Origin of the sequence: Bacillus sp. FSL L8-0099 (genome assembly GCF_038006385.1) — a bacterium.
Taxonomy (GTDB): domain Bacteria; phylum Bacillota; class Bacilli; order Bacillales; family Bacillaceae_G; genus Bacillus_A; species Bacillus_A toyonensis.
The window spans coordinates 2,993,120-3,017,527 of sequence record NZ_JBBOVC010000001.1; the positions used below are offsets into that span (position 1 = coordinate 2,993,120).

The 24,408-nt window shown below is 34.6% G+C and carries 27 protein-coding genes, 1 pseudogene and 1 riboswitch; of the genes and pseudogenes, 9 read left to right on the forward strand and 19 right to left on the reverse strand.

Annotated features, from left to right (window positions below; all coding sequences use genetic code 11):
- Positions 1-38: 38 nt before the first annotated feature.
- Both MHH42_RS15180 and MHH42_RS15185 read right to left on the reverse strand, forming a co-directional pair.
- Positions 39-509, reverse strand: coding sequence for a GNAT family N-acetyltransferase (locus MHH42_RS15180; RefSeq protein WP_070173401.1), 471 nt, complete (start codon positions 507-509; stop codon positions 39-41).
- A gap of 17 nt (positions 510-526) precedes the next feature.
- Positions 527-889 carry a DUF3980 domain-containing protein gene (locus tag MHH42_RS15185; RefSeq protein WP_097854571.1) on the reverse strand — a complete coding sequence of 121 codons (363 nt, stop codon included), beginning with the start codon at positions 887-889 and terminating at the stop codon, positions 527-529.
- 141 nt (positions 890-1,030) lie between these two features.
- On the opposite strand from MHH42_RS15185, the gene MHH42_RS15190 reads away from it, so the two are divergent.
- Positions 1,031-1,498 (forward strand): NUDIX hydrolase, encoded by a 468-nt coding sequence (locus MHH42_RS15190; protein ID WP_016108683.1) that lies wholly within the window; start codon positions 1,031-1,033, stop codon positions 1,496-1,498.
- 18 nt (positions 1,499-1,516) lie between these two features.
- Here the strand turns inward: MHH42_RS15190 and MHH42_RS15195 are convergent, their stop codons facing one another.
- A complete protein-coding gene (locus tag MHH42_RS15195) occupies positions 1,517-2,428 on the reverse strand; it encodes a DMT family transporter (protein WP_016091189.1) in 912 nt (303 codons plus the stop codon).
- Positions 2,429-2,552: 124 nt separating this feature from the next.
- Here MHH42_RS15195 and pdxR point away from each other — a divergent pair, with 124 nt between their 5' ends.
- Together pdxR and MHH42_RS15205 are read left to right on the forward strand one after the other, a co-directional pair.
- Positions 2,553-3,995, forward strand: coding sequence for a MocR-like pyridoxine biosynthesis transcription factor PdxR (gene pdxR / locus MHH42_RS15200; protein ID WP_070173403.1), 1,443 nt, complete (start codon positions 2,553-2,555; stop codon positions 3,993-3,995).
- Positions 3,996-4,076: 81 nt separating this feature from the next.
- Complete coding sequence (locus tag MHH42_RS15205; protein WP_000708763.1) at positions 4,077-4,517, forward strand: YaiI/YqxD family protein; 441 nt, start codon at positions 4,077-4,079, stop codon at positions 4,515-4,517.
- An 86-nt stretch (positions 4,518-4,603) separates the two neighbouring features.
- On the opposite strand, the gene MHH42_RS15210 is transcribed toward MHH42_RS15205, so the two are convergent.
- From MHH42_RS15210 to MHH42_RS15255, 10 genes and pseudogenes are all read right to left on the reverse strand, one after another.
- Positions 4,604-4,918, reverse strand: a complete 315-nt coding sequence (locus MHH42_RS15210) for a DUF3892 domain-containing protein (protein ID WP_000368864.1) — start codon at positions 4,916-4,918, stop codon at positions 4,604-4,606.
- Positions 4,919-4,980: 62 nt separating this feature from the next.
- Positions 4,981-5,976 (reverse strand): sensor histidine kinase, encoded by a 996-nt coding sequence (locus MHH42_RS15215; RefSeq protein ID WP_001049599.1) that lies wholly within the window; start codon positions 5,974-5,976, stop codon positions 4,981-4,983.
- Positions 5,973-6,644: a response regulator transcription factor gene (locus MHH42_RS15220; RefSeq protein ID WP_000870356.1), complete on the reverse strand. Its 672-nt coding sequence runs from the start codon at positions 6,642-6,644 to the stop codon at positions 5,973-5,975. Before MHH42_RS15220 ends, MHH42_RS15215 begins: the two co-directional genes overlap by 4 nt.
- 34 nt (positions 6,645-6,678) lie before the next feature.
- Entirely contained in the window at positions 6,679-7,665 is a 987-nt protein-coding gene (locus tag MHH42_RS15225) for an alpha/beta fold hydrolase (protein ID WP_016108689.1), read from the reverse strand.
- 105 nt (positions 7,666-7,770) lie between these two features.
- Positions 7,771-8,595 (reverse strand): DUF2785 domain-containing protein, encoded by an 825-nt coding sequence (locus tag MHH42_RS15230; RefSeq protein WP_016108690.1) that lies wholly within the window; start codon positions 8,593-8,595, stop codon positions 7,771-7,773.
- A 92-nt stretch (positions 8,596-8,687) separates the two neighbouring features.
- Positions 8,688-9,149, reverse strand: a pseudogene (locus MHH42_RS15235) (hypothetical protein).
- A 27-nt stretch (positions 9,150-9,176) separates the two neighbouring features.
- On the reverse strand, positions 9,177-9,845 hold the full coding sequence (locus MHH42_RS15240) for a uridine kinase (protein ID WP_016108692.1): 669 nt from the start codon (positions 9,843-9,845) through the stop codon (positions 9,177-9,179).
- A gap of 123 nt (positions 9,846-9,968) precedes the next feature.
- Positions 9,969-10,712, reverse strand: coding sequence for a metallophosphoesterase family protein (locus MHH42_RS15245; RefSeq protein WP_000357624.1), 744 nt, complete (start codon positions 10,710-10,712; stop codon positions 9,969-9,971).
- Positions 10,713-10,725: 13 nt separating this feature from the next.
- Positions 10,726-11,664, reverse strand: a complete 939-nt coding sequence (locus tag MHH42_RS15250; RefSeq protein WP_002043928.1) for an aminoglycoside phosphotransferase family protein — start codon at positions 11,662-11,664, stop codon at positions 10,726-10,728.
- Positions 11,665-11,674: 10 nt separating this feature from the next.
- Complete coding sequence (locus tag MHH42_RS15255) at positions 11,675-12,475, reverse strand: VOC family protein (protein ID WP_070173404.1); 801 nt, start codon at positions 12,473-12,475, stop codon at positions 11,675-11,677.
- A 98-nt stretch (positions 12,476-12,573) separates the two neighbouring features.
- Between MHH42_RS15255 and MHH42_RS15260 the strand changes: the two genes are divergently transcribed.
- Positions 12,574-13,584 (forward strand): sulfite exporter TauE/SafE family protein, encoded by a 1,011-nt coding sequence (locus MHH42_RS15260; RefSeq protein WP_016108694.1) that lies wholly within the window; start codon positions 12,574-12,576, stop codon positions 13,582-13,584.
- Positions 13,585-13,624: 40 nt separating this feature from the next.
- Here the strand turns inward: MHH42_RS15260 and MHH42_RS15265 are convergent, their stop codons facing one another.
- Positions 13,625-14,074, reverse strand: coding sequence for a GNAT family N-acetyltransferase (locus MHH42_RS15265; RefSeq protein ID WP_070173405.1), 450 nt, complete (start codon positions 14,072-14,074; stop codon positions 13,625-13,627).
- 385 nt (positions 14,075-14,459) lie between these two features.
- Positions 14,460-14,652, forward strand: a riboswitch (Lysine riboswitch).
- Positions 14,653-14,764: 112 nt separating this feature from the next.
- Between MHH42_RS15265 and MHH42_RS15270 the strand changes: the two genes are divergently transcribed.
- The 3 genes from MHH42_RS15270 to MHH42_RS15280 all read left to right on the forward strand — a co-directional run bounded on the left by MHH42_RS15270 (position 14,765) and on the right by MHH42_RS15280 (position 17,453).
- Complete coding sequence (locus MHH42_RS15270; protein ID WP_070173406.1) at positions 14,765-16,231, forward strand: amino acid permease; 1,467 nt, start codon at positions 14,765-14,767, stop codon at positions 16,229-16,231.
- Between the two features lie 112 nt (positions 16,232-16,343).
- On the forward strand, positions 16,344-16,649 hold the full coding sequence (locus MHH42_RS15275) for an iron-sulfur cluster biosynthesis family protein (RefSeq protein ID WP_001026186.1): 306 nt from the start codon (positions 16,344-16,346) through the stop codon (positions 16,647-16,649).
- A gap of 33 nt (positions 16,650-16,682) precedes the next feature.
- Positions 16,683-17,453, forward strand: a complete 771-nt coding sequence (locus MHH42_RS15280) for a DNA alkylation repair protein (RefSeq protein ID WP_000521685.1) — start codon at positions 16,683-16,685, stop codon at positions 17,451-17,453.
- Positions 17,454-17,533: 80 nt separating this feature from the next.
- Here MHH42_RS15280 and MHH42_RS15285 read toward each other — a convergent pair whose 3' ends face one another.
- Positions 17,534-18,025: a DUF2716 domain-containing protein gene (locus MHH42_RS15285; protein ID WP_070173407.1), complete on the reverse strand. Its 492-nt coding sequence runs from the start codon at positions 18,023-18,025 to the stop codon at positions 17,534-17,536.
- Positions 18,026-18,222: 197 nt separating this feature from the next.
- Here MHH42_RS15285 and MHH42_RS15290 point away from each other — a divergent pair, with 197 nt between their 5' ends.
- Positions 18,223-18,984: a class I SAM-dependent methyltransferase gene (locus MHH42_RS15290; RefSeq protein ID WP_000817558.1), complete on the forward strand. Its 762-nt coding sequence runs from the start codon at positions 18,223-18,225 to the stop codon at positions 18,982-18,984.
- 177 nt (positions 18,985-19,161) lie between these two features.
- Here the strand turns inward: MHH42_RS15290 and MHH42_RS15295 are convergent, their stop codons facing one another.
- A complete protein-coding gene (locus MHH42_RS15295) occupies positions 19,162-19,686 on the reverse strand; it encodes an NUDIX hydrolase (RefSeq protein WP_023440973.1) in 525 nt (174 codons plus the stop codon).
- Between the two features lie 185 nt (positions 19,687-19,871).
- On the opposite strand from MHH42_RS15295, the gene MHH42_RS15300 reads away from it, so the two are divergent.
- Positions 19,872-20,495: a cephalosporin hydroxylase family protein gene (locus MHH42_RS15300; protein ID WP_073990597.1), complete on the forward strand. Its 624-nt coding sequence runs from the start codon at positions 19,872-19,874 to the stop codon at positions 20,493-20,495.
- Between the two features lie 34 nt (positions 20,496-20,529).
- On the opposite strand, the gene lepB is transcribed toward MHH42_RS15300, so the two are convergent.
- The 3 genes from lepB to MHH42_RS15315 all read right to left on the reverse strand — a co-directional run bounded on the left by lepB (position 20,530) and on the right by MHH42_RS15315 (position 24,373).
- Positions 20,530-21,051, reverse strand: a complete 522-nt coding sequence (gene lepB / locus MHH42_RS15305; protein WP_000656825.1) for a signal peptidase I — start codon at positions 21,049-21,051, stop codon at positions 20,530-20,532.
- A 74-nt stretch (positions 21,052-21,125) separates the two neighbouring features.
- A complete protein-coding gene (locus MHH42_RS15310; RefSeq protein ID WP_070173409.1) occupies positions 21,126-23,279 on the reverse strand; it encodes a peptidoglycan D,D-transpeptidase FtsI family protein in 2,154 nt (717 codons plus the stop codon).
- A 368-nt stretch (positions 23,280-23,647) separates the two neighbouring features.
- Positions 23,648-24,373 (reverse strand): NAD-dependent protein deacylase, encoded by a 726-nt coding sequence (locus MHH42_RS15315; protein WP_001159146.1) that lies wholly within the window; start codon positions 24,371-24,373, stop codon positions 23,648-23,650.
- Positions 24,374-24,408: the final 35 nt, after the last annotated feature.

Consider the following 24,408-nt stretch of genomic DNA (forward strand, 5'->3'; position numbering starts at 1 on the left):
CCTCACAATAAAAAGGCTAACGTTAAGCTAGCCTCCTTTTACACATTTTTAAAAAATAACACTCTACTACCGCCGTTCCCATCGTAATTTGTATGTACCGATACACCCTCTATCTCATCATCCCCAGCCTCGATTCGAAAACCAATCTCCCTATGAAACTGTATCGATTTTTTATTAACTGGTGATGTGATTGCTTTTACAACTTTACGATTATTTGCACGAGCGATATCAAAGAAATATGAATACAATGTTGATGCGATTCCTCTTCTTCTATAATCCGGATTTACACCGATAAAGTGAACGTACGCTTCCTCTTTATGCGTTTGTGAGAAGAATCCGCATAAGAAACCTAACGTTTCTCCCTCTTCTTCAATAATAAAACTCGTTTCTTGAAAGTGAACGAAAAACAATTTTGGCAACATGGCAGCCATGTCTCTCCCGCCCCACCAATCATTTAAAACCGAATGAATCTTTACATAATCTTCCCCTTGGATGTTTCTTACTCGCATGTATTTCTCCCTCTCACTCACTTCATTTTTTCATAAATTTTAATGACTGTTTCTACTAATAAGATGAATACCCAAATACCGCAAAATACAAGAACTGACTGAAATACAGAACCTAGCATAACAATACTTATTAAACCTAATTCCGATCCTGAAATAGACATTTCATCAAACCCCATATTATGTATAAATGGACCAGTTGAAAAAGCCATTAAAATAGATGCTATTAAATAAATCACACTCATTATTTTTAATATTTTTATAGAAAGATACGAAGTTTGTTCTTGCTCCACTTGTGATAATTCGATTTCTTCGCTCGCAATTCCTTTTTGCAAACAGTCCTCACATAGAAATTCTTCCTTAATTTTTTTACCACCGTGCAACGTACCTGTTATTTCTTTACATCTTGAACATTTTCAATTTATCATGTTGTTACCACTCCAATCCATTAAGATTATACTTATATAATTATATTTTTTCCTTAATATTCCTTTTATGTATTTTATAGAAAAACGAGGTGTTTTATGATATCTAAACTTACTTTTGGTTATAAAAAGCCTACTGAGCAATATGTATTACGACCTAGTTGTTATGCAATTATTTTTAACTCAACTTCTTCCAAGATTGCTATTATCCAAAAAGGAGACCGTTATTTTTTACCTGGCGGCGGTATGGAAGGTAACGAAACAAAAGATGAATGTTTACATCGCGAACTACTAGAGGAATTAGGATGGGAAATTGAAATTGATCAATATATCGGTAATGCAGCGCGATATTTTTATGCGGAAAAGGAAGATACATATTATTTAAATGATGGGTTCTTTTACATTGCGAACATGGCGCAGAAACAAACTGAAAACTGTGAGGAGGATCATGTTCTAAGGTGGATATCTCCATTACTTGCTGTAGAACTTCTCATTCATGATCATCAAAAATGGGCCGTTGAACAAGCGCTTTTATTACGAAAACAAAAAGGATCTCCTTCTATATGAAAGAGATCCTTTTTACTACTAACTTACCTTTTTCAAATTGAGAGCAGGCTTTTTCATTCCGCCTTTTTTTACAACATATAAACCGATAAAGATAATCAGTCCGCCAACGAGTTGCATCATATTAATTTGCTCTCCAATTGTTACTGCCGCAAAGATAACTGCGAACAATGGTACGAGATACATATAAACCATTACTTTCGTTGAGCCTATTTGACTAATACCGACATACCACATTGCTAGTCCGAAGATAGTCGCAAAGATGATTGAATATGCAAGTGACCCCCAGCTTGGCGTATCTACTGGCCACGTTAATGTATTTACGTTGAATAAACAGTATATAACTAGTGGTACAATTCCAATTAAAGTAGACCATGACGTGACTCTCATTGCGGAGTATTTTGTAATAAGAGGTTGCGCTAATATTGGATACCATCCCCATGCAATTGCTGCGACTAATCCAATTATATTTCCGAGCCACGCATATTCGTAAGTAGCTCCTCCTGTATGCCCTGTTAATAAAACGAATGCTGCACCAATAAACGCTACTATTGAACCAATTTGTACTTTCATCGAAAAACGTTCTTGTTTGTGTAATACTGCTAATATCCCTGTAAAAATAGGTGACATCGCAATTAATAATGAGGCGTTCGTTGCTGAAGTATATTTCACAGATAGCATAAACATCGTTTGATACATTGTCGTACCAACGATACCGACTGCTACTAATCGTAACCAATCTTTTCTTTCAATACGTAATGAGCGTTCCATTAAAAATGTAATAAGTAATAATACCGGTGATGCTACTAAAAATCGTAAACTATTAAATTGAATGGATGACATAAACGCCACGCCATACTTTCCAATTGTATAATTTGCTCCCCATACTAACGCTACTGATACTAGGAGCCATTCCATTTGCCATCGTTTCATCCGAATCTCCCCTTCCCTATTTAGCATAGTAAAATTGGCTGGATAAAACACCGTCCAATTGGCTGTTTTTTTACCCAGCCAATTTGTTATACTTGATGTATATAAGATTTGCGGAGGCGTTTGTATGGAATGGAAGCTAGATAACGACAGTAAAATCCCAATTTATCAGCAAGTTGTTGACTTTATCGAGAAACGTATAACATACGGAGAGCTTCCCCCAGGTAGCTTCCTCCCTTCAGAACGGAAATTAGCAACACAGTTAAATGTAAACCGCAGTACGGTAACGACTGCTTATAATGAACTTCGCGCAATGGGAATTGTAGAAAGTACGACCGGTAAAGGTACACGTGTTAGTACGCATATGTGGGGCGTTTCTCCAACATTAACGCCGAACTGGAGAAATTTCGTAGAAGGTGGTACGTTTTTACCAAACTTACCGTTACTTCGCCATATTCGGGCAGAAGTACAACAAAATGAAAATATGATAGATTTTGCAAACGGAGAACTCGGTTGTAATCTCTATCCTCATGATCAACTACAAGCGATTTTACGAGAACAACCGTTAACGCATTCATTAAGTTATGATCACCCGCAAGGTTATCTCCCATTAAGACAAGCGGTAGTAAAATATATGAAGGAATATTTAAAAGTGGAAGCGACTGAACAATCCATTATGATTACATCCGGCGCTCAACAAGCACTTCATCTTATCGTACAATGTTTATTAAATCCAGGTGATGCTGTTGCTTTCGAAAGTCCTTCACACTGTTATTCCCTGCCTCTATTCCAATCAGCAGGTATTCGTATTTTCCCATTACCTGTCGATGAACATGGGATTAACCCAGATGATGTACAGGAGTTATATAGAAAACACCGTATTAAAATGATTTTTTTAAATCCAAATTTCCAAAACCCTACGGGAACGATGCTTCATCCAAACCGTAGAAAAAAACTATTATCACTTTGCGCAGATTTACGAATTGCAATCGTTGAAGATGATCCATCCAGCTTGCTTACGTTAGAAAAGAAACAACCTTGCCCTACTTTGAAATCGATTGATGAAAATGGAACAGTCATTTATGTACATTCCTTATCAAAGATGATTGCACCAGGATTACGAGTCGGCTGGCTTGTTGCCCCGCAGTCTGTCGTAGAGCGATTATCAGACGCACGGCACCAAATGGAATTAGGAATGAGTATTTTCCCGCAGTGGCTTATGCAGCAATTTTTCGAAACCGTACCATTTCAGTCTCATATCGTACCGTTACGAAAACAATTATTGGAAAAAAGAGACGTTATCGTTCGCGCCTTAAATGAGCAACTTCACGACAAAATCTCTTTTTCTAATCCTACTGGTGGTATATACATATGGGGAAAATTAAAAGAATCGATAAACGAAAAACAACTTATTATGCAAAGTTTAAAACAAGAAATCGCCTTTATGCCCGGTAGTATTTTCGGTGCGAAAGATGGTTATATTCGTTTATCTTATGGAAAAGTGAATATTAATCAAATTGAGGAAGGTATTTCTCGTTTGCGAGAAGCTATTTTAGTTTGTGGAAAATGACTTTACATAAAGCTTTATCGTTTGACAAAAGAAAAATCTACCATTATTATCAACACGAACCTAGTTATAGGAGTGATAAAAATGAAAATTTACGTTGATGCAGATGCTTGTCCTGTAAAAGATGTAATTATTTTTGAAGCTACGAATGCAGAAATCCCTGTAACCCTCGTTACTAGCTTTTCTCATTATTCTAATGCGGAACAACCAAAAGGTGTGGAAACAATATATGTTGATTCCGGAGCAGATGCTGCAGATTACCGAATTATGCAATTAGCAAAAAAAGAAGATTTAATCGTAACACAAGATTATGGTCTTGCTTCGCTTGCATTAGCAAAAGGCTGTATCGTTCTACACCATAAAGGCTATAAGTATACGAATGATAACATTGAACAATTGTTACAAACACGATATTTAAGTGCAATGGTTCGAAAAAGTGGTAAGCGTACAAAGGGACCGAAACCATTTACAGCAGAAGATAAAGAGAAATTTAGAGAGCTCTTTAAAAGTATAATTTCACTTTAGAAATGAACCTTCTATTTGTAGGGAAAGCTTTGTAACAAAAAGAAGAGAATATCAAAATGAACATTCTCTTCTTGGAGTTTACCCGTTTAAAATGATGGTAAATTATCTAAGTTATTTTCCTTTATACCATCAGGTTCACTACGTATAATATCTCTGCCATACTTATGAAATACGTCCACATGAGCTAACTTCCCTGATTTTGCTTCACTAAGAGCAGTCATATAATCTAACTCTCTCCCGCTACTTGTTTTAAACGCTATTAAATCACCATCATCATTTTTACGAACGGCAACAATTTGTTCTGCTCCTGAATTGACTTCATTGTCTACTTCAAATTGAGCTTGCTCTTCTCCTTGATGTAAGTAATCATTATAAACTTTTTCAAAGTCTTTATTGTCCATAACATTCACCTCCAACACATTTTTTAGTATGGTTGGGAGGTGTTGGTTTTATGTAATTTGCTCTAAACTTTTGTATTTTCAAATGAAAACATAGTACCCTCACTATTTGATTGTAAAGTGTATTTTATATCGAACATCTTTGATATATCTTCAATATTTTTCAAACCAAGTCCTGTACCTTTACTATTTATATCAAACCCAATCCCATTATCTCTAAAGGAAACAATATCTTCATCTATAATAATTTTGAGTTTTTTAGCTTTTGAATGTTTAAGGACATTTTGAAAAATATTATCAAATAACCTTTGAATCCATAACTCATTACTATTCCATATCAACTCTTTATCTTGTGGATTATATACTAATTCAATTTTATGAATGCTATACAAATAGCTCCATTTTTTAATCATATTTTCTATTAAATTATGTATATTCACTTCATCATTCACAATATAAGTATTCTCTAAGGTCTCTGTAGATTGAATATTAAATTCGTTAGTTAAATCACTTATATATTGTATCTGCTCATACAGTGATTCAAGTACTGGCGCTTGTGCTTTGTATTCGCCTTCTAAATAATATAATTGTAATCTAACTGCAGTTAAGGGTGTATTAATATCATGCCGTAATTTATTTAATAGCTCTTTTTTTATTTGTTCCTGTTGTTGTAGTTCTAATTCTCGATAAGTTGTTCTTTCTATAAGCAGGTTTACTGACCTAATCAGTTCTCCCATCTCATCATCACTTTTGACATCTATTATATTAGGGATTTTTTTATCACTAGCTAAATCTCGAATCGTTTGATTTAATACATTAATTTTATTTAATAATGAGTTTATCGATTTTGAAAATACAAAAGCTAATACTAATAGTAATAATAAAAATATGATTAACATAGTAGGATATGCAAAGGATTCGTGAAAAGGAATGTTCTGATTTTTAGTTTTAAAGGCAACATTATAAATAACTGATACAAAAATACTAATCGACAACAATAACAGAGGTACGCTAACAATAGCGGAGAATAGTAGTAACTGATATTTTTTCTTTAAGTTCATTTCTTCATATAGGTATTTAGTCTATACCCTTCTCCATAAATATTTTGAATAATATCACCTGTTTTATCATCAATTTTGGTTCTGATTTTCTTTATATGTACGTTCATGATATTTTGATTTCTATCTTCGAGTTGCCATAGGTAATCATAGAAGTGTTCTTTAGATAAAGTTCTATCTCTATTTTCATATAAATAGAAGAATATTTTTCGTTCAATTGCTGTAAAAGCAACTTCATTACGCAAATCATTAATAAAAACTCTTTTATATTCTGCATCTATAAATAAATGGTTAATTTGCGTGAACGTACCATATTGATTATCTAACATTTTCTGAATCCTTAACAACAACTCTCTAGGGTCAAAAGGTTTTATCATGTATTCTTCTCCAATAGTCAAACCTTTTAGTTTACTATCCATATCATTCCTTGCTGATAGAAATATAATTGGAATATTTAATCCTAGATTTTTTATTTTCTTTGTAATTTGATAACCATCTTCGCCTGGTAACATAACATCCATTACGACTAAATCTATTTCATGAATTATATCAAGAACTTTCCTTCCCTCTTTCTCCCAACACACATTATACTTCTCACGCTGTAAAATTTTTTGTAATAAATCTCCTATAATCAAATCGTCTTCAACAATTAATATGTTATATACTTTCATTATGTAAGCCTTTCATCGCTAAAGTTACAATTGTTTAGTTCTTCACTACTTTATTCTTAACAAAATCCATAGCAATTTTGTATATTTCATCAGGAGCATATAAATAAATACTATGTGTACCTTCAATTATTTTTACATCAGCTATTAATAACTTGCTAGCAAACTCCTTATAATCTTCGTTTTTTTGCTTTGTATACTTCGAATCTTTATATTGCCTAGCAATCGCATCTATAAATAACATAGGTGTTTCTTTTGGGATCGATAAAGAATTTGATTTTTTACCGTTATTGTAGCTTTGTAAAAGTTCTTGCTTCATATCATCATTAAAAGCCCTCTTATACGTAAGCGCTTTATAAATATCTTTTTCCTGTTCGTTTAAAAAGGATTGACGAATGACTTCGGGATTATAAGTAATAGAGGGAGCTAATCTCTGAAAACCAATTTTCGTTAAAATATTCATCCCTTTTATTTTTAATGAATCAACCATACCTATTTTATGAGTTACGTACTGTTTAGGTAAACCAATATCTAACGCAATAATCCCTTTTACTTCACTTGGATATTTTTGTGCCCAATAAATAGCCTCTATACCCGATAGAGAGTGTGGTATTAAAATGTAAGGTGGTTTATTTCCACTTCGAATAAGCGCTTCTCTCGTTTGTTCTAATATCGTATCAATATCTCTATCATCTTGAAAAACATCACTGTATCCATAACCAGCTCTCTCAATTACAGAAATCTTGTTTTCTTTTGAAAATTCACTATATAAGCCTTTCAATTCATACACAGGAGCGGCAATTCCAGATCCGGCCATAAATACAAACGTCTCCTCCCCGCTCCCCTCATTATAAACATTCACTTTTTTATTATTGAAATTAATAAGTTCACCTTTATTGTTCATTAATTTCGATTCCATTTTTAATTGATAGTTATGATATATGAATACAGCGCCAGTTCCAAGAAAAATCATACTAATACAAACAAAAAATATTATCTTTCCTATCTTCAATATTTTTTTCATTTGACACCCCTTTCAGCCTATACTGAAAGGGTACAATGTAAAAATAAATTTCTAATAAATTTTTCAATATTAATATCTACTTATTTTTTCTAAGTATGGACCTTTTTAATACCTACGTGCTTCCTTCAAAGTCTCCAATATATCATCTGTAAAGGCATTGCTTCCCTCTTTCTCTAAAGCTATGAAATATAAACTTCTTAGGAAAGTTCTAATATTTTGTACTAAAATAGCATGCTGTGGATGTCGGCTGTCTTCAACAGTTGCTATACTATGTAGCCAATTGCTCCACTCTTCTTCGGTTAAAAGATTTTGGTCACGTAAAGACATAATTGGCTTTACTAATCTCTCATCCTCAAAGTGTACATATACGTAATCATTCAATCGTACCTTCTGACGAACGGCAGCTAGTATTGCATATGAAAACTCACGATTTCGTATTGTACGTGCTAAAGCATCTAGCGCATCAGCCGCATGCGCTGTAGAATGTGCCCAGCCTTTTCCTTCTATGTAGCCTCTTACATCTTCTTCTAAATACACATATTCTAGTACTTGTTCTGCCACACTGTACAGTTGTTCTTCAGATAACAATGATTCTCTTTCATGAACAGATAAAATAAGTGGCGGGATTAATACGGAGAATGCACGTTTAAAAACAGAGTCTGTTCCCTTTTCACCAATTTTATAAAATAAATAATCAGGACTAATTGCTTGCAGCATTAATCCTCGTAACTCTTTTTGTCTAAATACATCATTTGTAATCCATTTGTGAAGCGTACTATATATCAAATCATCACGCAGTTCAGCATCAGGTGATCCGATATAATCTAGCATCCACTGCGCATATGGATATGCATCTACGTCTTCTGGCACAGCATAATTATTATTTTTAATTTGTAGTAGTTCTTCTTTTAGTTCTAGTACTTCTGTCATTTTTTTATCCCCTTTAAATTTCTCTTCCTAAATTATTCCCTATTAGTATCATAAAATTAAACCCATTCTTAACGCAATATAAAATGGAATCATTAATTATCTTCACTATGTAACAGTTCTTCCAATGTTACTTTAACTTCTTCTTCTAATTCATTAATCGTTCCGCTATAAAGTGTTCCTATGCTACTACTTTTTCGATATCCTTGGTAATAGTACCAAAGCGAAATAGTACAGACTTCCCATAATTTTGAAGCATCATATTCAAAATTAATTTCTGATCTATATTCATACTCTAAACAATTATTAGATGTTAGTTCTTCTAATTCATCACCGTCTATATCTCTTTTAATTGACAGCTTCAAATTCAATTTACCATTTTGCGCAAAACGTTCTTCATATATTTTTTGATACTTACTGCAAATGTCTTCACTTATACTCTCTAGTTCCATTATTTTTTGTTTTAATTGTTCATTAATCTGTTCATTTTTGATTTCTAAATATTGTCCCTCCTCCTATTCATTCACTTTATTATTTTTTTGAAACCATCTAAACAAATGCTCATTCCTCCTATATAAACTGTATTAATGTCTTTTAAATAGAACTACCGGATCATCAAATTTACTATTTTCAAATACAACATCTACACACTCTTTCGGATTATGCTCATCTATATACATCTTACAGGCCGCATGATACCTATTCAAAAACATCTTCTCTGCTTTCTCATAACTTCCAAAAGCCTCCGTCTCGCGCTCTGCACCACGTTTTCTCGCAATCTCAAAATCTGTATCTATAAAAATTTTATAATCAAATAAATGTTCCACGTCTTTTTTCAATAAAAACGTTCCGTCTACTATTAACACCATATTTGGCGGAGCCACTAACGGCGCATTTTGTACAGGTAGGTCCGTTTTTAAATTATGAGAAATCGTTTCATACTGTAAATTCCCATTTGGCCCTAAAGGCATTAATAACCTTTCTTTAAAAGCCGAATAATCGTGTGCATCTTCATAATATCCTCTTGCCGATTCTTTACCTTGTGCATAACGAATCGCTCTTAGGTTATGAAAATCATCAATGCTTGCGCGTGTTACTGGTACTCCCCGTTTTTTCATTTCCTCTGCTAGTTCGTTTGCAAATGTTGTTTTTCCTGAAGCTGTAATACCACTTACTCCCACTCTTATTGGATGCGTTAAGTTTAACTTTAAAATATGATTAGCGATTTCTTTCATTCGTTTTTGGCGAATCATTATCTTCCCTCCCTAATTCAGTTCACATAATACAATTACATTAAACACGTTTGATCACTATTTGTAGGTAAGTCGATACTATTTGTCAAAACGTTGATATAGTTTTATTGCTTTACATATTTCTTACTTCCCCTTAAACCCTCGATACAATGCAGTCCGTAATTCTTGTTTGTATTCTTCAATTTCTGGCATATCGAGTTCTTCTGCTAGTCTGATAGCTAATTCAATATCATACGGTACACGTACGAGTTGAATAGAAAAGCTTGCGGCTTCTTTTTCATTGTACGTTCCTTCAAAGATTAAATAGGATGCTTGTGTAATTTCAAGAGGATTTCCTACACTACCAGCGTTACATAACGTTTTCCCTCTGAAATTTTGAACGAACGCTTGGTGAACGTCACCGTAGCAAACGACATCTGGTTTTCTTTCCCCTTCTATATTTTCCGTCAGATCACTATTTTCGAACATACTAATACGTTCTTCTCTTGAAGCGTGTGGTTGAATTCTTTCATATAAACTTCTCGGTGAAGCGTGAAACATACGAATGAGTTTTCCGCTCATAAAAAATTCGATCGAAAATGGTAAGCTTCTTAAATAGTCATTTTGTTCTTCTGATAATTGTTTTTGATGCCATTTTAATGCTTCAAATTCAGTCGGTTTTGTAATGAAATCATCCCAATTCCCCATTACAACGCCTTCGCATTCTTTACGAATGATTTCAATTACTTCGCTTGAATGAGGGCCTTTTCCTACTAAATCTCCAAGACAAATAATGCGCTCGATTCCTCTTAATTTAATATCTTTCAGCACAGATTCTAATGCCGGAATATTACCATGAATATCTGAAATTACCGCTATTTTATCCAAATGAATCCCTCCGTTATTTATTTTTCATTATATCCATATGATAGGATTGATACCATCTTGGAACATAGGACGAAAAATGATTATGTTCTTCTAAAATTCCATTTAGTCTTTCCTTCATATCATCTACTAGGTGCGGTGTGCTTCGGTTTGTCCAAACGATATCAGCTGGGAATGTCATTGCTGCATATAAGGAGTACAGCTGCCAAAAGTGAAGTGACGGTTCGCCTCCGCAATAACCGTGAACTTGTCCAACCGCAAATGGTTTGCTTATTCTTGTAGTAAAAATCGCTACATTATAAAAATCGTGTATTGGATCGCCAAAATCATATCCACCAAAATCGATAACGATAAACTCCTTGTTATGAATCATACTATTTGCTGGATGGAAATCATCGTGTAAAAGTGTGATTGGACGATTTTTTAATAAATCTTTATGGTTTTCTACAAAGGTTAATACTGGCTTCAAATCCAGAAAATTCACCTCGTAGTCTGCTAGTGCCTCTATGTATCTTTCGTATTTATTCCATCTAAATGTTTCCCATTTATTACTTGCACTTTCTCTTTCAATTGAGTGAATTCTCCTTAATACTTCTCCTGCTTTTCTTCCTACATCATACTGTTCTTCCACCGATAACTTCCGTAAGCTCTCTTCACCATTTACTCCGTCAATCCATTCAAATACTTGAACACATTTATTTAATTCTTCAAGTTTTATAAAATGAATTAACTTGGGCGTTGGAATATGTAATAACTCTATTTGTTTCATATACGTATATTCTTCTAGTTTTCGTTCATAATTAGCAGAATCACACACTTTTACAAAATACGTTTCACGATTCTCTAGTTCAATTTTATATTTCTCCTCATGCGAAAAACCTTTTGTAATGGCTATACATTTTACAATACAGGGCCACTCTAGTTTTCTTTCTATCTCTCTTACTATTTCTTCCAAAACATCCCCTCTATTCATATATGTACAAACTACCTAACACTTCATACTCTCGTTTATTCTCCCCTTTAAACTCCACTGCAAAAGGATATTCACCATTCCTAATCAAGTGTTCTTTCACTAGCCCTTCCCCAATCGGTTCACAAAACTGTACATGAATGTCACCAAACGCTACACTTTGGCACTCAGCATTCCATTTTTCATTTTTTGTGACTGAACTTGCAGTTAGCCCCATTACTTCTTTCCACTTTCGCACTGTGTCTCGAACATTTTTCACTGCATAATGGATCACTTCAATGTGTTGCACTTTGTTTTTATGTTCCGTGATCGTCCCTATGTTGCGTAAGTCGTTTCTTCTTTCTTCATCGGTTTCATTCCACTGTATAAAAAAAGGTAATCTCGGCCCGCTTTCTTCTTGCTTTACAAATAACATTTTCCATTCTAAAAGCCGACCATCTTTTCTCATACGTTTCCCTTCAAATGGTCCTATTGTTTGTAAACCGTATTTACTAAATTTATCTGCTAATTCTTCAATGGCATCTGTTCGAATTGCAATTTGTAGCATTCCTTCTCCATTTTGTAATTTCACCACCGTTTCTTGTACTAATGGATTTTCTGCTTCTTTCGCTTTTTCTTCATGCTGCACAGCTAAAAATTCTATGTATGATAAATCAAAATAACATAAACTATTCCAAGTTCCCCAGTTCGTATGCTCTCCGCCTAATACAGTATGAAATCCACGCTCTTGCATTTGTTTTGCTCCTTCCTCCGGTGTACAAGGCACTGCGTGAACGAGATGATCAAATCGTATCATGTCTTTCTCCCCTTTCTCTCCATCCTTTTATTGTATATTTTATTTTTCTTTCATTCAATTCAAAAAACTCAAAAACCTAGTTGATTTATATGATTAATATGTATTATAATGAAACAAATTTAATTATTGCTGATTGGAAAAACCAAAGGCACTTTTCTCATACGGGAAAAGTGCTTTTTTCATTTATTATTACAGGGGGATTATTTATGCAGAAATTAATTGTCTTTGCTATTATTGGATTTTTCGCTCAATTGATTGATGGGGCACTTGGAATGGCGTATGGGGTAACATCTACCTCACTATTATTAATGTTTGGTATTGCACCAGCTGTAGCATCCGCATCTGTTCACTTAGCTGAAGTCGTTACAACCGCAGCTTCTGGTGCATCGCACATCAAATTTGGAAACGTTGATAAATATACAGTTTCCAGATTAACATTACCCGGAGCAATTGGGGCATTTGTTGGGGCATGTTTTTTAAGTAATTTACCTGGCGATGTGATTAAACCGTACATTTCAATATTTTTATTCACTTTAGGCGTTTATATTTTATTACGATTCATTATTCAAAAACAAATTGTTACTTCCAAAAAGCGCATGTCTGCCAAACAACTTGTGCCACTCGGCTTATTCGCTGGATTCGTCGATTCAACTGGTGGCGGTGGCTGGGGTCCAATTACGACACCTGTACTGCTAGCAAGAGGAAATGAAGCTAGAAAAGTTATTGGATCTGTAGATACGAGTGAGTTTCCTGTTTCGCTCGCTGCAACAATTGGTTTCTTCATCTCACTTGGCTGGGAACAAGTAAGCTGGGTTTGGGTATTCGCCTTAATGCTTGGCGGTATTGTCGCAGCTCCAATTGCCGCATGGTTAGTACGTATCGTTCCACCTCATTTACTTGGGGTATTAGTTGGTGGCCTTATTATCTTTACGAATATTCGTACACTACTTACAACATTTAAAGTGGATCCAACTATTATTTCACTTTCTTACGTGGCAGTTGGTCTTGTCGTTATTATTTCTATTTTCATTGCTGTCCGTAATCATTCCAATCGTTCTAACCCATCAACAGGCGGCTATCCGAAAGATCAAAAACAAATGCTACCATAATGATAAAAAATACCGCTCGAACTATATCGAGCGGTATTTTTTATTTTTCTATTTTCCAATTAATCATCGTATCTGTTGTATCTACTCTCTTCATATGTAATTTCTCTAATACACGAATCGAACTACCATTTTCAAGGAGTGTCTCCGCAATAATTGTATCTACCTTTCCTGTCTGGAAAGCCCACTTTATTAATTCATCTACAGATTCTGTAGCATACCCTTTATTCCAATATTTCTCAATAAAACCGTAACCAATTTCTACTGTACGTTTCTCGTTCGGTTTCCCTTTAAATCCTATATCCCCTAGTACGATGTCATCTTCTTTTCGAATGACATACCACGCACCCCAAGGTAATAAAGCTGCGTCTTGTTTTACACTTTCTACATGCCCTGCAATATGCGGGCCGCTATTGTATCCTTGATTCTTCACAATCTGAACCCATTCTTCCGTACACGGGATAATATGTAATCTTTCTGTTTCTAATTTCATAACGATGTCCCCTTTTTAATTAAACAGTACTTCAATTTTACTACAAAAAAGAAAGAATATTCAATCTTTTAATTTGCACATATGTTTTTTCTTTAGAACAAAATAAAAGAAGTGATACCCTTCAATCGTTATGTCGAATTATATTTCTGAATTTTCTTTTAATTTTAAAGGGTTTTTCATTATTTTTTGCGAAACATTTGTATAACAATTTTTTCTTTGTTTATTGCTACATAATAGTAGGTTCGGGTGGAGTTATGCAAGCGTTTCCTATACAATAACCGATATTTTTTGACTTTTCCTAACAAAATTCCTTGCAATATATTCAGAAACTCATTACAATTGCCATATATTAAATATCTTAGCAATATATAAATCCTCATCAATCCGATGAGGTAGAGGTTGCAACTTTTAAAAGTAAAACGGACGAGACACAGAGAATGTCACTGACTCCGTTTGAAAGGAAAAGTTGCCGAAGTTTGTATTTCTTCTCTGGAAGTATGAGCTGGGGCTGTCTCCGAAAGGAACAGAACTGTCACGTTTACAAAATTACCGTGTAAACGTGGGGTGCTATCTTAACGGAAGGGTATGATGGGGTGGTTATTTGTGAAACGTTCCGCCTAATTCCTTTGGCGGTTTTTTGTATTTTTCTCCCCCGCTCCTTCCTAACCTACAAGAAAAGGAGTGTTGAACATGAATAGCGCAACAAATCAATCTACCTCTAAAACGCAAACTACACAAGGACAAGGTGAATTAAAACGCGGATTAAAATCTCGTCACCTTACGATGATTTCTCTCGGTGGTACAATCGGTACCGGACTATTTCTTGCCAGCGGTGGTGTAATCCATTCAGCTGGTCCTGGCGGTGCACTAATCGCATACGCCGCAATTGGAATTATGGTGTATTTCTTAATGACAAGCTTAGCTGAACTTGCAGCATATATGCCTGTTACTGGATCTTTTAGCACGTATGCAACAAAATTTGTTGATCCATCACTTGGCTTTGCACTTGGATGGAACTATTGGTATAACTGGGCGATTACAATTGCGGCAGAACTAGCGGCCGTAACATTAATTATGAAATTTTGGTTCCCTGATACCCCTTCCCTCATTTGGAGTGGATTATGCTTAGCTATTATTTTTCTCTTAAACTATTTATCTGTTAAAGGTTTTGGTGAATCTGAATATTGGTTCGCACTTATTAAAGTAGTTACTATTATTATCTTCTTAATTGTCGGCTTCATGATGATTTTTGGAATTATGGGCGGCGAATCTGTCGGCTTTAAAAACTTCACTGTTGCAGATGCTCCATTTAACGGCGGTATCATGGCAATTATCGGTGTATTTATGGCTGCTGGTTTCTCCTTCCAAGGAACTGAATTATTAGGTGTAGCTGCTGGTGAAACGTCTGATCCAGAACGCAATATCCCAAAAGCAATTCGTTCGATCTTTTGGCGCATTCTTTTATTCTATATCCTTGCAATTCTCGTTATCGGTTTATTAATTCCTTATACAACTGAAAGTCTTGCAGCAAGTGATGTTACAGTAAGTCCATTTACACTTGTATTTGAAAAAGCGGGCGTTGCCTTTGCTGCTTCTGTTATGAACGCTGTTATTTTAACGGCAGTTTTATCTGCTGGTAACTCTGGCATGTACGCATCAACTCGTATGCTTTGGGATTTAGCTCGTCAAGGAAAAGCACCGAAGTTTTTAGGCAAATTAGATAGCCGTGGTGTACCTGTTAACGCTCTAATCGCAACATCAGTAGTTGGTAGCGTCGCTTTCATCGCTTCTTTATTCGGTGACGGTGTTGTATATATTTGGTTATTAAACGCTTCTGGTATGTCTGGCTTTATCGCATGGGTTGGTATTGCAATTAGTCATTACCGCTTCCGTAAAGCATATATCGCACAAGGAAAAGATTTAAAAGACTTACCATATAGAGCAAAATGGTTCCCATTCGGTCCAATCTTCGCATTTACACTTTGCGTCATCGTAATTTTAGGACAAAACTACGGCGCATTTATGGGTGAATCAATCGATTGGAACGGCGTACTCGTTTCTTACATCGGTTTACCGCTCTTCTTAGTACTATGGTTAGGATATAAATTTACAAAGAAAACAAAAGTGATTCCACTTGATAAATGTGAACTAAAATAAAGTAGAGCGAGCAAACAATTTTGTTTGCTCGTTTTTTTTACAATTCTCTTTACTTCCCTATTTCTTTTGTTTTTGCAATAATAAAAGAAATAAAAATAAAGGTTGGGATACAATGAACATTCGTATTACTGATGAAGCAAAGGCAGCTATACATAGATTAGAACGTGAAGATAAAAAGATCATTCGCATTAGAGGAACAATGACAAACTCTTGTAGCATTTTCGTTGATGTTGATTTAGTTTGGGATACATACAATGCAGATGATATTGTATATGAGGATGAAATGCTTATTGTACAAATGGACTCATTCACGAAAGATTACACTGGTGATACAGTGAAACTTGATTATAAGACGACTGGTTTTAGTATTACGACTCCTAGTGAGACGTTAGTTTATGGATTGTCGATTAAAAAATAAAAATTATTTTCAACTGACCAATGAGGTGGAAAAATGGGTAAATACGTTCCATTAAAATTTTTATTTAATGATGAATTAGCAGAAAAAATGGCTGATTCTATTTGTAAACACGATTCTACTTTCTCTAAAAAAAACTTTATAGCCTCCGTAACATGTAAAGTTGAAGGTTTAGAGTTAAAGCAACGGATTGAAGTAATAGCAGATGAATTACACAATGCTTTACAAAAAGATTTTAATGAAGCAATACATATATTACTGAAAACATTGGGACCAGAAAATACAACAGAAGTAGGTACATTTACAAACGGCTATATGTACATGCCTATCGCAAAATACGTTGAAAAATATGGGCTTAACGATTTTGACTCCTCATTCCATGCAATGTATGAAATAACAAAAAGGAATACTGCTGAATATGCCATTCGGCCTTTTCTTGAAACGTACCATGAAGACACACTAAATATTTTACAACAGTGGATTCATGACGAAAACAGCCACATTAGGAGACTAATTTCTGAAGGTACAAGACCAAGGCTTCCTTGGGCAAAAAAAACAGGAGCTCTAAAAGGTAACTTTAAGAACAATTTACAGCTTCTTGAACCATTAATGAATGACCCTTCTAAGTATGTTCAAAAATCTGTAGCCAATCATATTAACGATATTACGAAGGAAGATAAAGAACTCGTTTTTCAATGGTTGCAGCAATTACGTGATAAACAGCATCCTGTTAACCCTTGGATTATAAAACATGGGTTAAGAACGGTGATAAAAAATGGTACTTTACCAAAAGATTTTTATTTTTAAGTATTTTTAAATGAAAACGGCCAAAACAAAAACGCTTATGCTTCAAGAATGAAGTATAAGCGTTTTTTCTCTTTAAAACATTATCCCTGCCTTAAAATATTTTGAAACATTTCCGGTTTATTTTGTTTAAAACTCTCTATTATTTCTTTTCCAAATATCGTTATACTCTTCTCCCAAGGATGGCCTAAATACCCCCACTTAAAGTCTTTCTGAATAAAGAAATAGTAATCACCATTCGGAAATATTGGTATACGCCACTCATAAAATTCATTTCTTTCAAACTCTAAGTGTAGATTTACCCAATAACACTCATGTTGCCATTCTAGTGCCATCATATATTCATTCAATGCTGTATTCTCTTTGAAAACTTTTAATGCTTTTTCTTCAAGTTCATCATATACATTTAAATCTACCGATTCTCCAAAATAATGAGAGATGTCATATGTGATAAACGGTCCTGGTACTTTAAACGATGGAAATATTGAAACACTTGGTGAAAATTCATAGTCACTATATACTTTATCCCAAATTCGATCGTACTCTTTATCTGTAAACTCAATCCAATTTTCCATTAAATATCTACCTTCTCTTTATATTTCAAAGGAATTCCACTCAAAAATCCCGAATATATAAATAATCATTCTCGCAAGGAGCGAATTTATATGCATCTATTCGAACACGAAACGTAAATCCGTTTCACTTTTATAAGAGGTCCTCCTTTTTACTTTTCTCATCATATCATTCATTTACAAAATAGGAGGGTACAATTATGAAACGTGATCCATTATTTTTAACTTTATTAGACAGTGCAAATACAAATTTTAGCGGCTGGGATTTTTCTTTCATTTCAGAAACGGGTCGAATGAAAAGTGAGCCTTTATCGTGGTCGTACGGTAGCACTGCTTTCCAGCTTATACAACACGCAAAATCAATGCTAGATATGGGCACTGGCGGTGGAGAGCTTTTATCTATGTTACAACCGTTCCCGCCAACTATTTATGCTACTGAGGGCTACGCTCCAAACGTGCCAATTTCCCGAAAGAAATTAGAGCCTTTAGGGGTTATTGTTGTAGAAGTAAAGGATGATGCTGCCCTACCGCTTCAAGATGCTCAATTTGATTTAATTGTGAACCAACATGAATCCTATGCTGCTTCTGAGGTAAACCGAATCCTTTCTCCTAATGGAATATTTCTTACACAACAAGCTGGTGGTCTTGATTGCGCAGAACTTAATAAGCAGTTTGGCACACCACTAAATAGCGAATTTGCAAGTTGGTCACTCGAAACTGCCTGTAATGAGCTAAAGGAAAATGGATTTACTATTTTAGATGCAAAGGAAGAATTCCCTCTTCAACGCTTTTATGATATTGGCGCTATCGTCTATTATTTAAAAGCGATTCCGTGGCAAATTCCTGATTTTACTGTCGAAAGGTATTATGAGGAATTATATCGCATACATGAGATTATGTTGCAAAAAGGCTATTTTGATGTGAAGCAACATCGCTTTATCATTAAAGCGATTCGCAACTAATCATGGAGCATACGAAAACAAAAAAGAGATGGATATGCCATCTCTTTTTTGTTTTAATTTAAGTAACGAAAGTTTGTGTTACAACTTTGGCTAATAAAGTATATTTTTTCAGCATGTAATCACCTAACATATATATTTTTTTAACTAAAGTATAAGTGTAGTTTTTCATCCTATCTTCTATTGAGAAACGAGTTGTTTTTCATATCGTTTGTTCGCATCATCTTCTGTCAAAAATGCAGTTGTGTAATTAATAATATTCCGGTTATCGTACGTGAATATATGCTCTAACATATTTTCTTCTGTTAATATTAGCGGTAAGTATTTTGGTAAATTACTAACTACACCTCTATTATTCTCATCTAATATCCATCCAATTTCCTTCCACTCTAATATACCTTCATCAGTACTTAACGGTGTATCCATTTGTACTCCCTCTGGCAAATCAGCAAGGAATACATACATTCCTTCACTAGCCAGAGGCTCGTCTTTATCTTTAAAACCAACATTCCCCTTATACGTTACACTTTGGAGATCTATGCCCGTTTCCTCAAGCGTTTCTCTAATTATTCCTTCATATGGCGTTTCATTATCTTCAATTTTTCCCCCAACACCATTCCACATTCCCATATTCGGCTTTTTATTTCTATTTAGTAAGAGTATTTTATTTCCTTTTCTAATGAAGCAAATTGTGTATGTATACATACTATCATTTCCTTTCAATTACACCTTCTTTTGTAAGCAATTGATTTTCCACATGAGTTATTTTGCTTATTTTCAAGTGAAAACACTCGCCTTACAATTCCTTATCACATAATATATAGTACAACTTTCATACGTAAATACTTTACGTCAAACGAAAGAATCCTTTTTAGAAAGGAGCATTTAAAATCGATACTACAAGCAGTGAATTTTTAAAACAGTATTACGACAGCCACGTTTGGTTAAAAGATACCTACTGGTTCGGTGTTCCCATCTGCAAACTTCCCTCTGATCTCTTTTTGTATCAAGAAATCATTTATGAATTAAAGCCCGATTTAATTATTGAATGCGGGACTTTTCATGGTGGTAGTGCACTGTATTTAGCTTCTATGTTAGATTTAATCGGAAAAGGTCACGTACTTACTATCGATATAACTCCGCAGCCAAATCGGCCATCACATAATCGGATTACGTATTTAACAGCATCTTCTGTTTCTGTGCAGGCCGTCCAAACAATAGTAAGTATGCGCAAACCTGATGATGTGATTTTAGTTATTTTAGATTCTGATCATAGTAAAGAACATGTATCAAAAGAACTTTTACTTTATAAATCTATTGTAACCACTGGTAGTTACATTATTGTAGAGGATACATGTATTAACGGAAATCCTCTCCTTCCAGATTGGGGCCCTGGCCCGATGGAAGCCGTGGAAGAGTTTTTAGCTAAAAATAACAATTTCATAATCGATGAATCTAAACATAAATTTTTCATATCTTTTAATCCAAAAGGTTTTTTAAAGAAAATAAAGTGAAACTTTAATAAGTGGGGCTTTATGAATTCCCCACTTATTCTATAATTTTCATTTTTGAAAAAGGATAATACACAAATTCTACTTTTCCTATCACGTTATCTTCTTCAATATATCCTAAGCCATTGCGACTATCCCTACTAAGTTCACGGTTATCTCCCATGACAAATAGCTTATTTGGTGGAATCTTTGTCTTTTGGAAATTGTAAAATACTTGTGTATTGTTGAATAAATCTTTATTTGTATACGGCTCTACTTGTTTTTTATCATTTACATATACAGTTCCATTCGTTATGTTAATTACGTCACCAGGTAGCCCTATTACCCTTTTCACATAATATTTCGATTCGTCCTCTTCTTTAATAATGACAATTTCCCCGTGCTGTATGTTAGAAAAATGTACTGCTGCTTTATTTACAAATACGTAGTCTTCTTCATTTAAAGTCGGCTGCATGGATTTCCCTTCTACCTTACATAACGTAAAAGAATGATAGGCTATTACCATAACAAGTATAAATAGTATGTACTTCCCCCAACCTCTCTTAATCTCCTCTTTCATATCCATTCCCACCTTATAAAATAACTCAAAAAATATATCACTGCACAATATATTCCTGTGCAGTGATATTATTTTTACTGGGCCTTGTTCGGCTGTTCTACCGGGACTGAATTTGCATTTGATCTTTTCGCTTTCAAGTCAAAATACGCATCCAAAATTTCTTTACCAATCGCGGAATTAACCCCTGATTTATCATTATTCACCCATGGTACAACAACTGAAAAAGCTACTTCCGGATCAGCATCATATGGCGCATAGCCGGCAAGAGTTAAATTATAACATTTTTTTCGGTTATAGTTCTCATCTCTTCCAATATCACTTTCTCCACCATATACCGTCTCAGCTGTTCCTGTTTTTCCAGCTGGTTTATACGGTAAGCCTTTAAACGTTCCTGTACCTGTTCCGTCAGCTTCTTGAAAAACTCTTCTAAACCCTTCTTTTACATGATTAATGTATGACGTGTCCATATCCACTCGATTTAAAACAACCGGTTCAATTGATCGAATAACTTTTCCGACATCCTCTGGGCGGTTTGGCTGCTCTCTAATTTCTTGCACAATTTGTGGTTTCATTCGGTAACCGCCATTTGCAATTGTTGAAATATATTGAGCAAGCTGTAGCGGTGTATATGTATCATATTGTCCAATTGCATAATCAAGTAAAAAGCCTGGTATATTATCAGTTCTACCCATTTGACCAATTGATTCATTTGGCAAGTCAATACCAGTCGATACACCTAAACCAAATTGTCTAAAATAGTAACGCATTTTATTAAATGTCTCTTGTTTAATATCTAACGGATTGTTTGGCACATAATTAATCCCCGCCATTTTTAATGCTGTATTAAACATATAAACGTTCGACGAAACTTGTAAAGCTCTTAAATCATCAATATCACCAAAATCTTTCCATGATTTTTTCGGCTTAGTACTTCCTTTAAAGTACATTGGCGCATCAAAGAAATGCGTAAACGGTTTAATCGCTTCTGCTTGGTATCCAGATAATAAAGTAGCCCCTTTCACAGTTGATCCTAACTCATAGGAACTTGTCATCGTCCCTAATGCGTAGTCTTCTATTTGCATCACGCCATCTTTATTTACAATTTTCTTTCCTGCCATTGATAAAATTTGACCGTTTTTCGGATTCATCATTACAACGAAAGCACGATCCATCATCGGTTCTGAAGAATGAAACGCTCGTAAATTTTTTTCAAGACTTTCCTCTACCTTTTTTTGCAAATCCATATCAACCGTTAACATTAAGTTATTTCCACTTTTTCCTTCAGTCACTTTTTCAGTCCGAATAATATTCCCTGCTTTATCTGTAATATTTCTAGATTGTTCTTTCATCCCATGTAATGCATCTTCGTATTGCTTTTCGATGTAACTCTTACCAATACGATCATTTCGGTTGTAATCACGAACTAAATAATACTCTAATTGTTCTCTTGGCAATCCCTCATTTTCATTAGAAACGCTACCAAGTATAGAACGAAGGATTTTATCATTTGGATATTCACGTTCCCAATCTACTGTCGTATCTACCCCCGGCAAGCTTGCTAATCTTTCACTAACGATTGCATATTCATTTTGATTTACATCTTTTTTAACGATTTGCGGCGTCATTTTATATCCCGTATTCATTTTACTTTTAATTGCTAATACTTCTAAATCATCTTTTGAAAGCTCCTTTAATTCTTCTTGTGTAATTCTCTCCCGACGCAACTCTTCTACTTTTTTATCTAATTCTTTCCCTTCTATTTCCTGCTTCCTAAATTTACTCTCATCTGCTTTCGTTACTTTTTCTGCAGCCCTTTTTTCATTTAACTGCATCCAAAAATCTTTTTTATCTGTCTCTGTTAACTTATCCATATCCTCTTGCGACATTTCAATTAGCCCTGCTAACTCTCTCGCTACTTTTAAAACTTCTTTCGAGTCTACTCCTTTCATTTTCGTATATGTAACGGTTCGTAGCGGTTTGTTATTTACAATCACTTTGCCTTCTCGATCAAACATTTTCCCTCTAGGAACAGGCGTGCTCACCGTCACATCTTCCTTTTTATTCACTTCATTTCGATACGTTTCTCCATCAATGATTTGCACTTTACCTAGTTGAATAATAATAGCTGAAAATAAAAGAAAGACGATAAAAAATAGTACATTTAACCGAAATGGAATATGAGTCTTTTTCTTTTTCGGCTGTTTCTTTTTTTCCTTGTTCTGTCTCATTTCGCTCCCTCGCTTCATTCTATTAACTTCTACGCATAAATTGAAACTTTAAACAGAGTGGTTCTCTGTTTATTAGCCCACAGCAATCGGGCTTTTACAAGCGGTTAATCTTCCACCTAATTTCTTCGCCTGTGCCGAATTTTTCAGATGGGAGTCTTACTGCTCGCAAATAACGGGATAACTCATTATGTATCAAATTTATTTATATGATATATATAGAATTTTATATTAGTTACAAAAGAAAGAAAAGATTTAATTTTCAGTTTTCGGATTTTGCATCCTATTTATTACCATTCCCCTTACAATACAATATCATGAATACAAAAAACTGAGGTAGATACATTGCACCTCAGTTTTTTTACGATAACTTATTTATTTGAAGATAACCCTTCAACAAATTCACCAATCTTTTGTCGAAAAACAAAATCAAAGTTATATTCCTGCCCTGTTAACTCTTCATTTACTAAAATGGTTGTTGCTCCAATTTCCCTCTTTGCAATTTCCGGGAAAGATGCGACAGGCTGTACTTTTAATGACGTTCCCATAACGAGAAACACATCTGTTTCATATAAACGTGTAATCGCATTTTGATATTGCGGCAGTGTATCTCCGTATAAAACAACATCTGGATTTAAAATGAAATTACACTTCTCGCAGCGCGGTACTTCATGATCAATCATATATTGTAAATCATAACCCGTTTTACACTTCGGACAATGTGCTGTTTGAAGTGTTCCGTGTAAATCAATGACATGTTTACTACCACCTAATTGATGTAAACCGTCGATATTTTGCGTTAAAATTGTTATATCTTTTCCTTGTTCTTCTAGCTCAGCTAAAAAGCGATGTCCACGATTAGCTTTATATTGATGAAACGTATTAATTTGAAATATTTCTTTATAATGCTTCCAAAACTCTTTCGGACTTCTGTTATAGTACCCTCTCGATAAGTACATCTCCACATTCGCATCAGCATACAACCCATTTGCTGAACGGAAATCTGGGATGCCACTTTCTGTACTGGCTCCTGCGCCTGTTAATACAGTAATTTTCTTCGCTTTTTCTAAAATTGAACGAACTTCTTCAAATTGCACAAAAATCACCTCTATGTATATTCCTATACTTATTA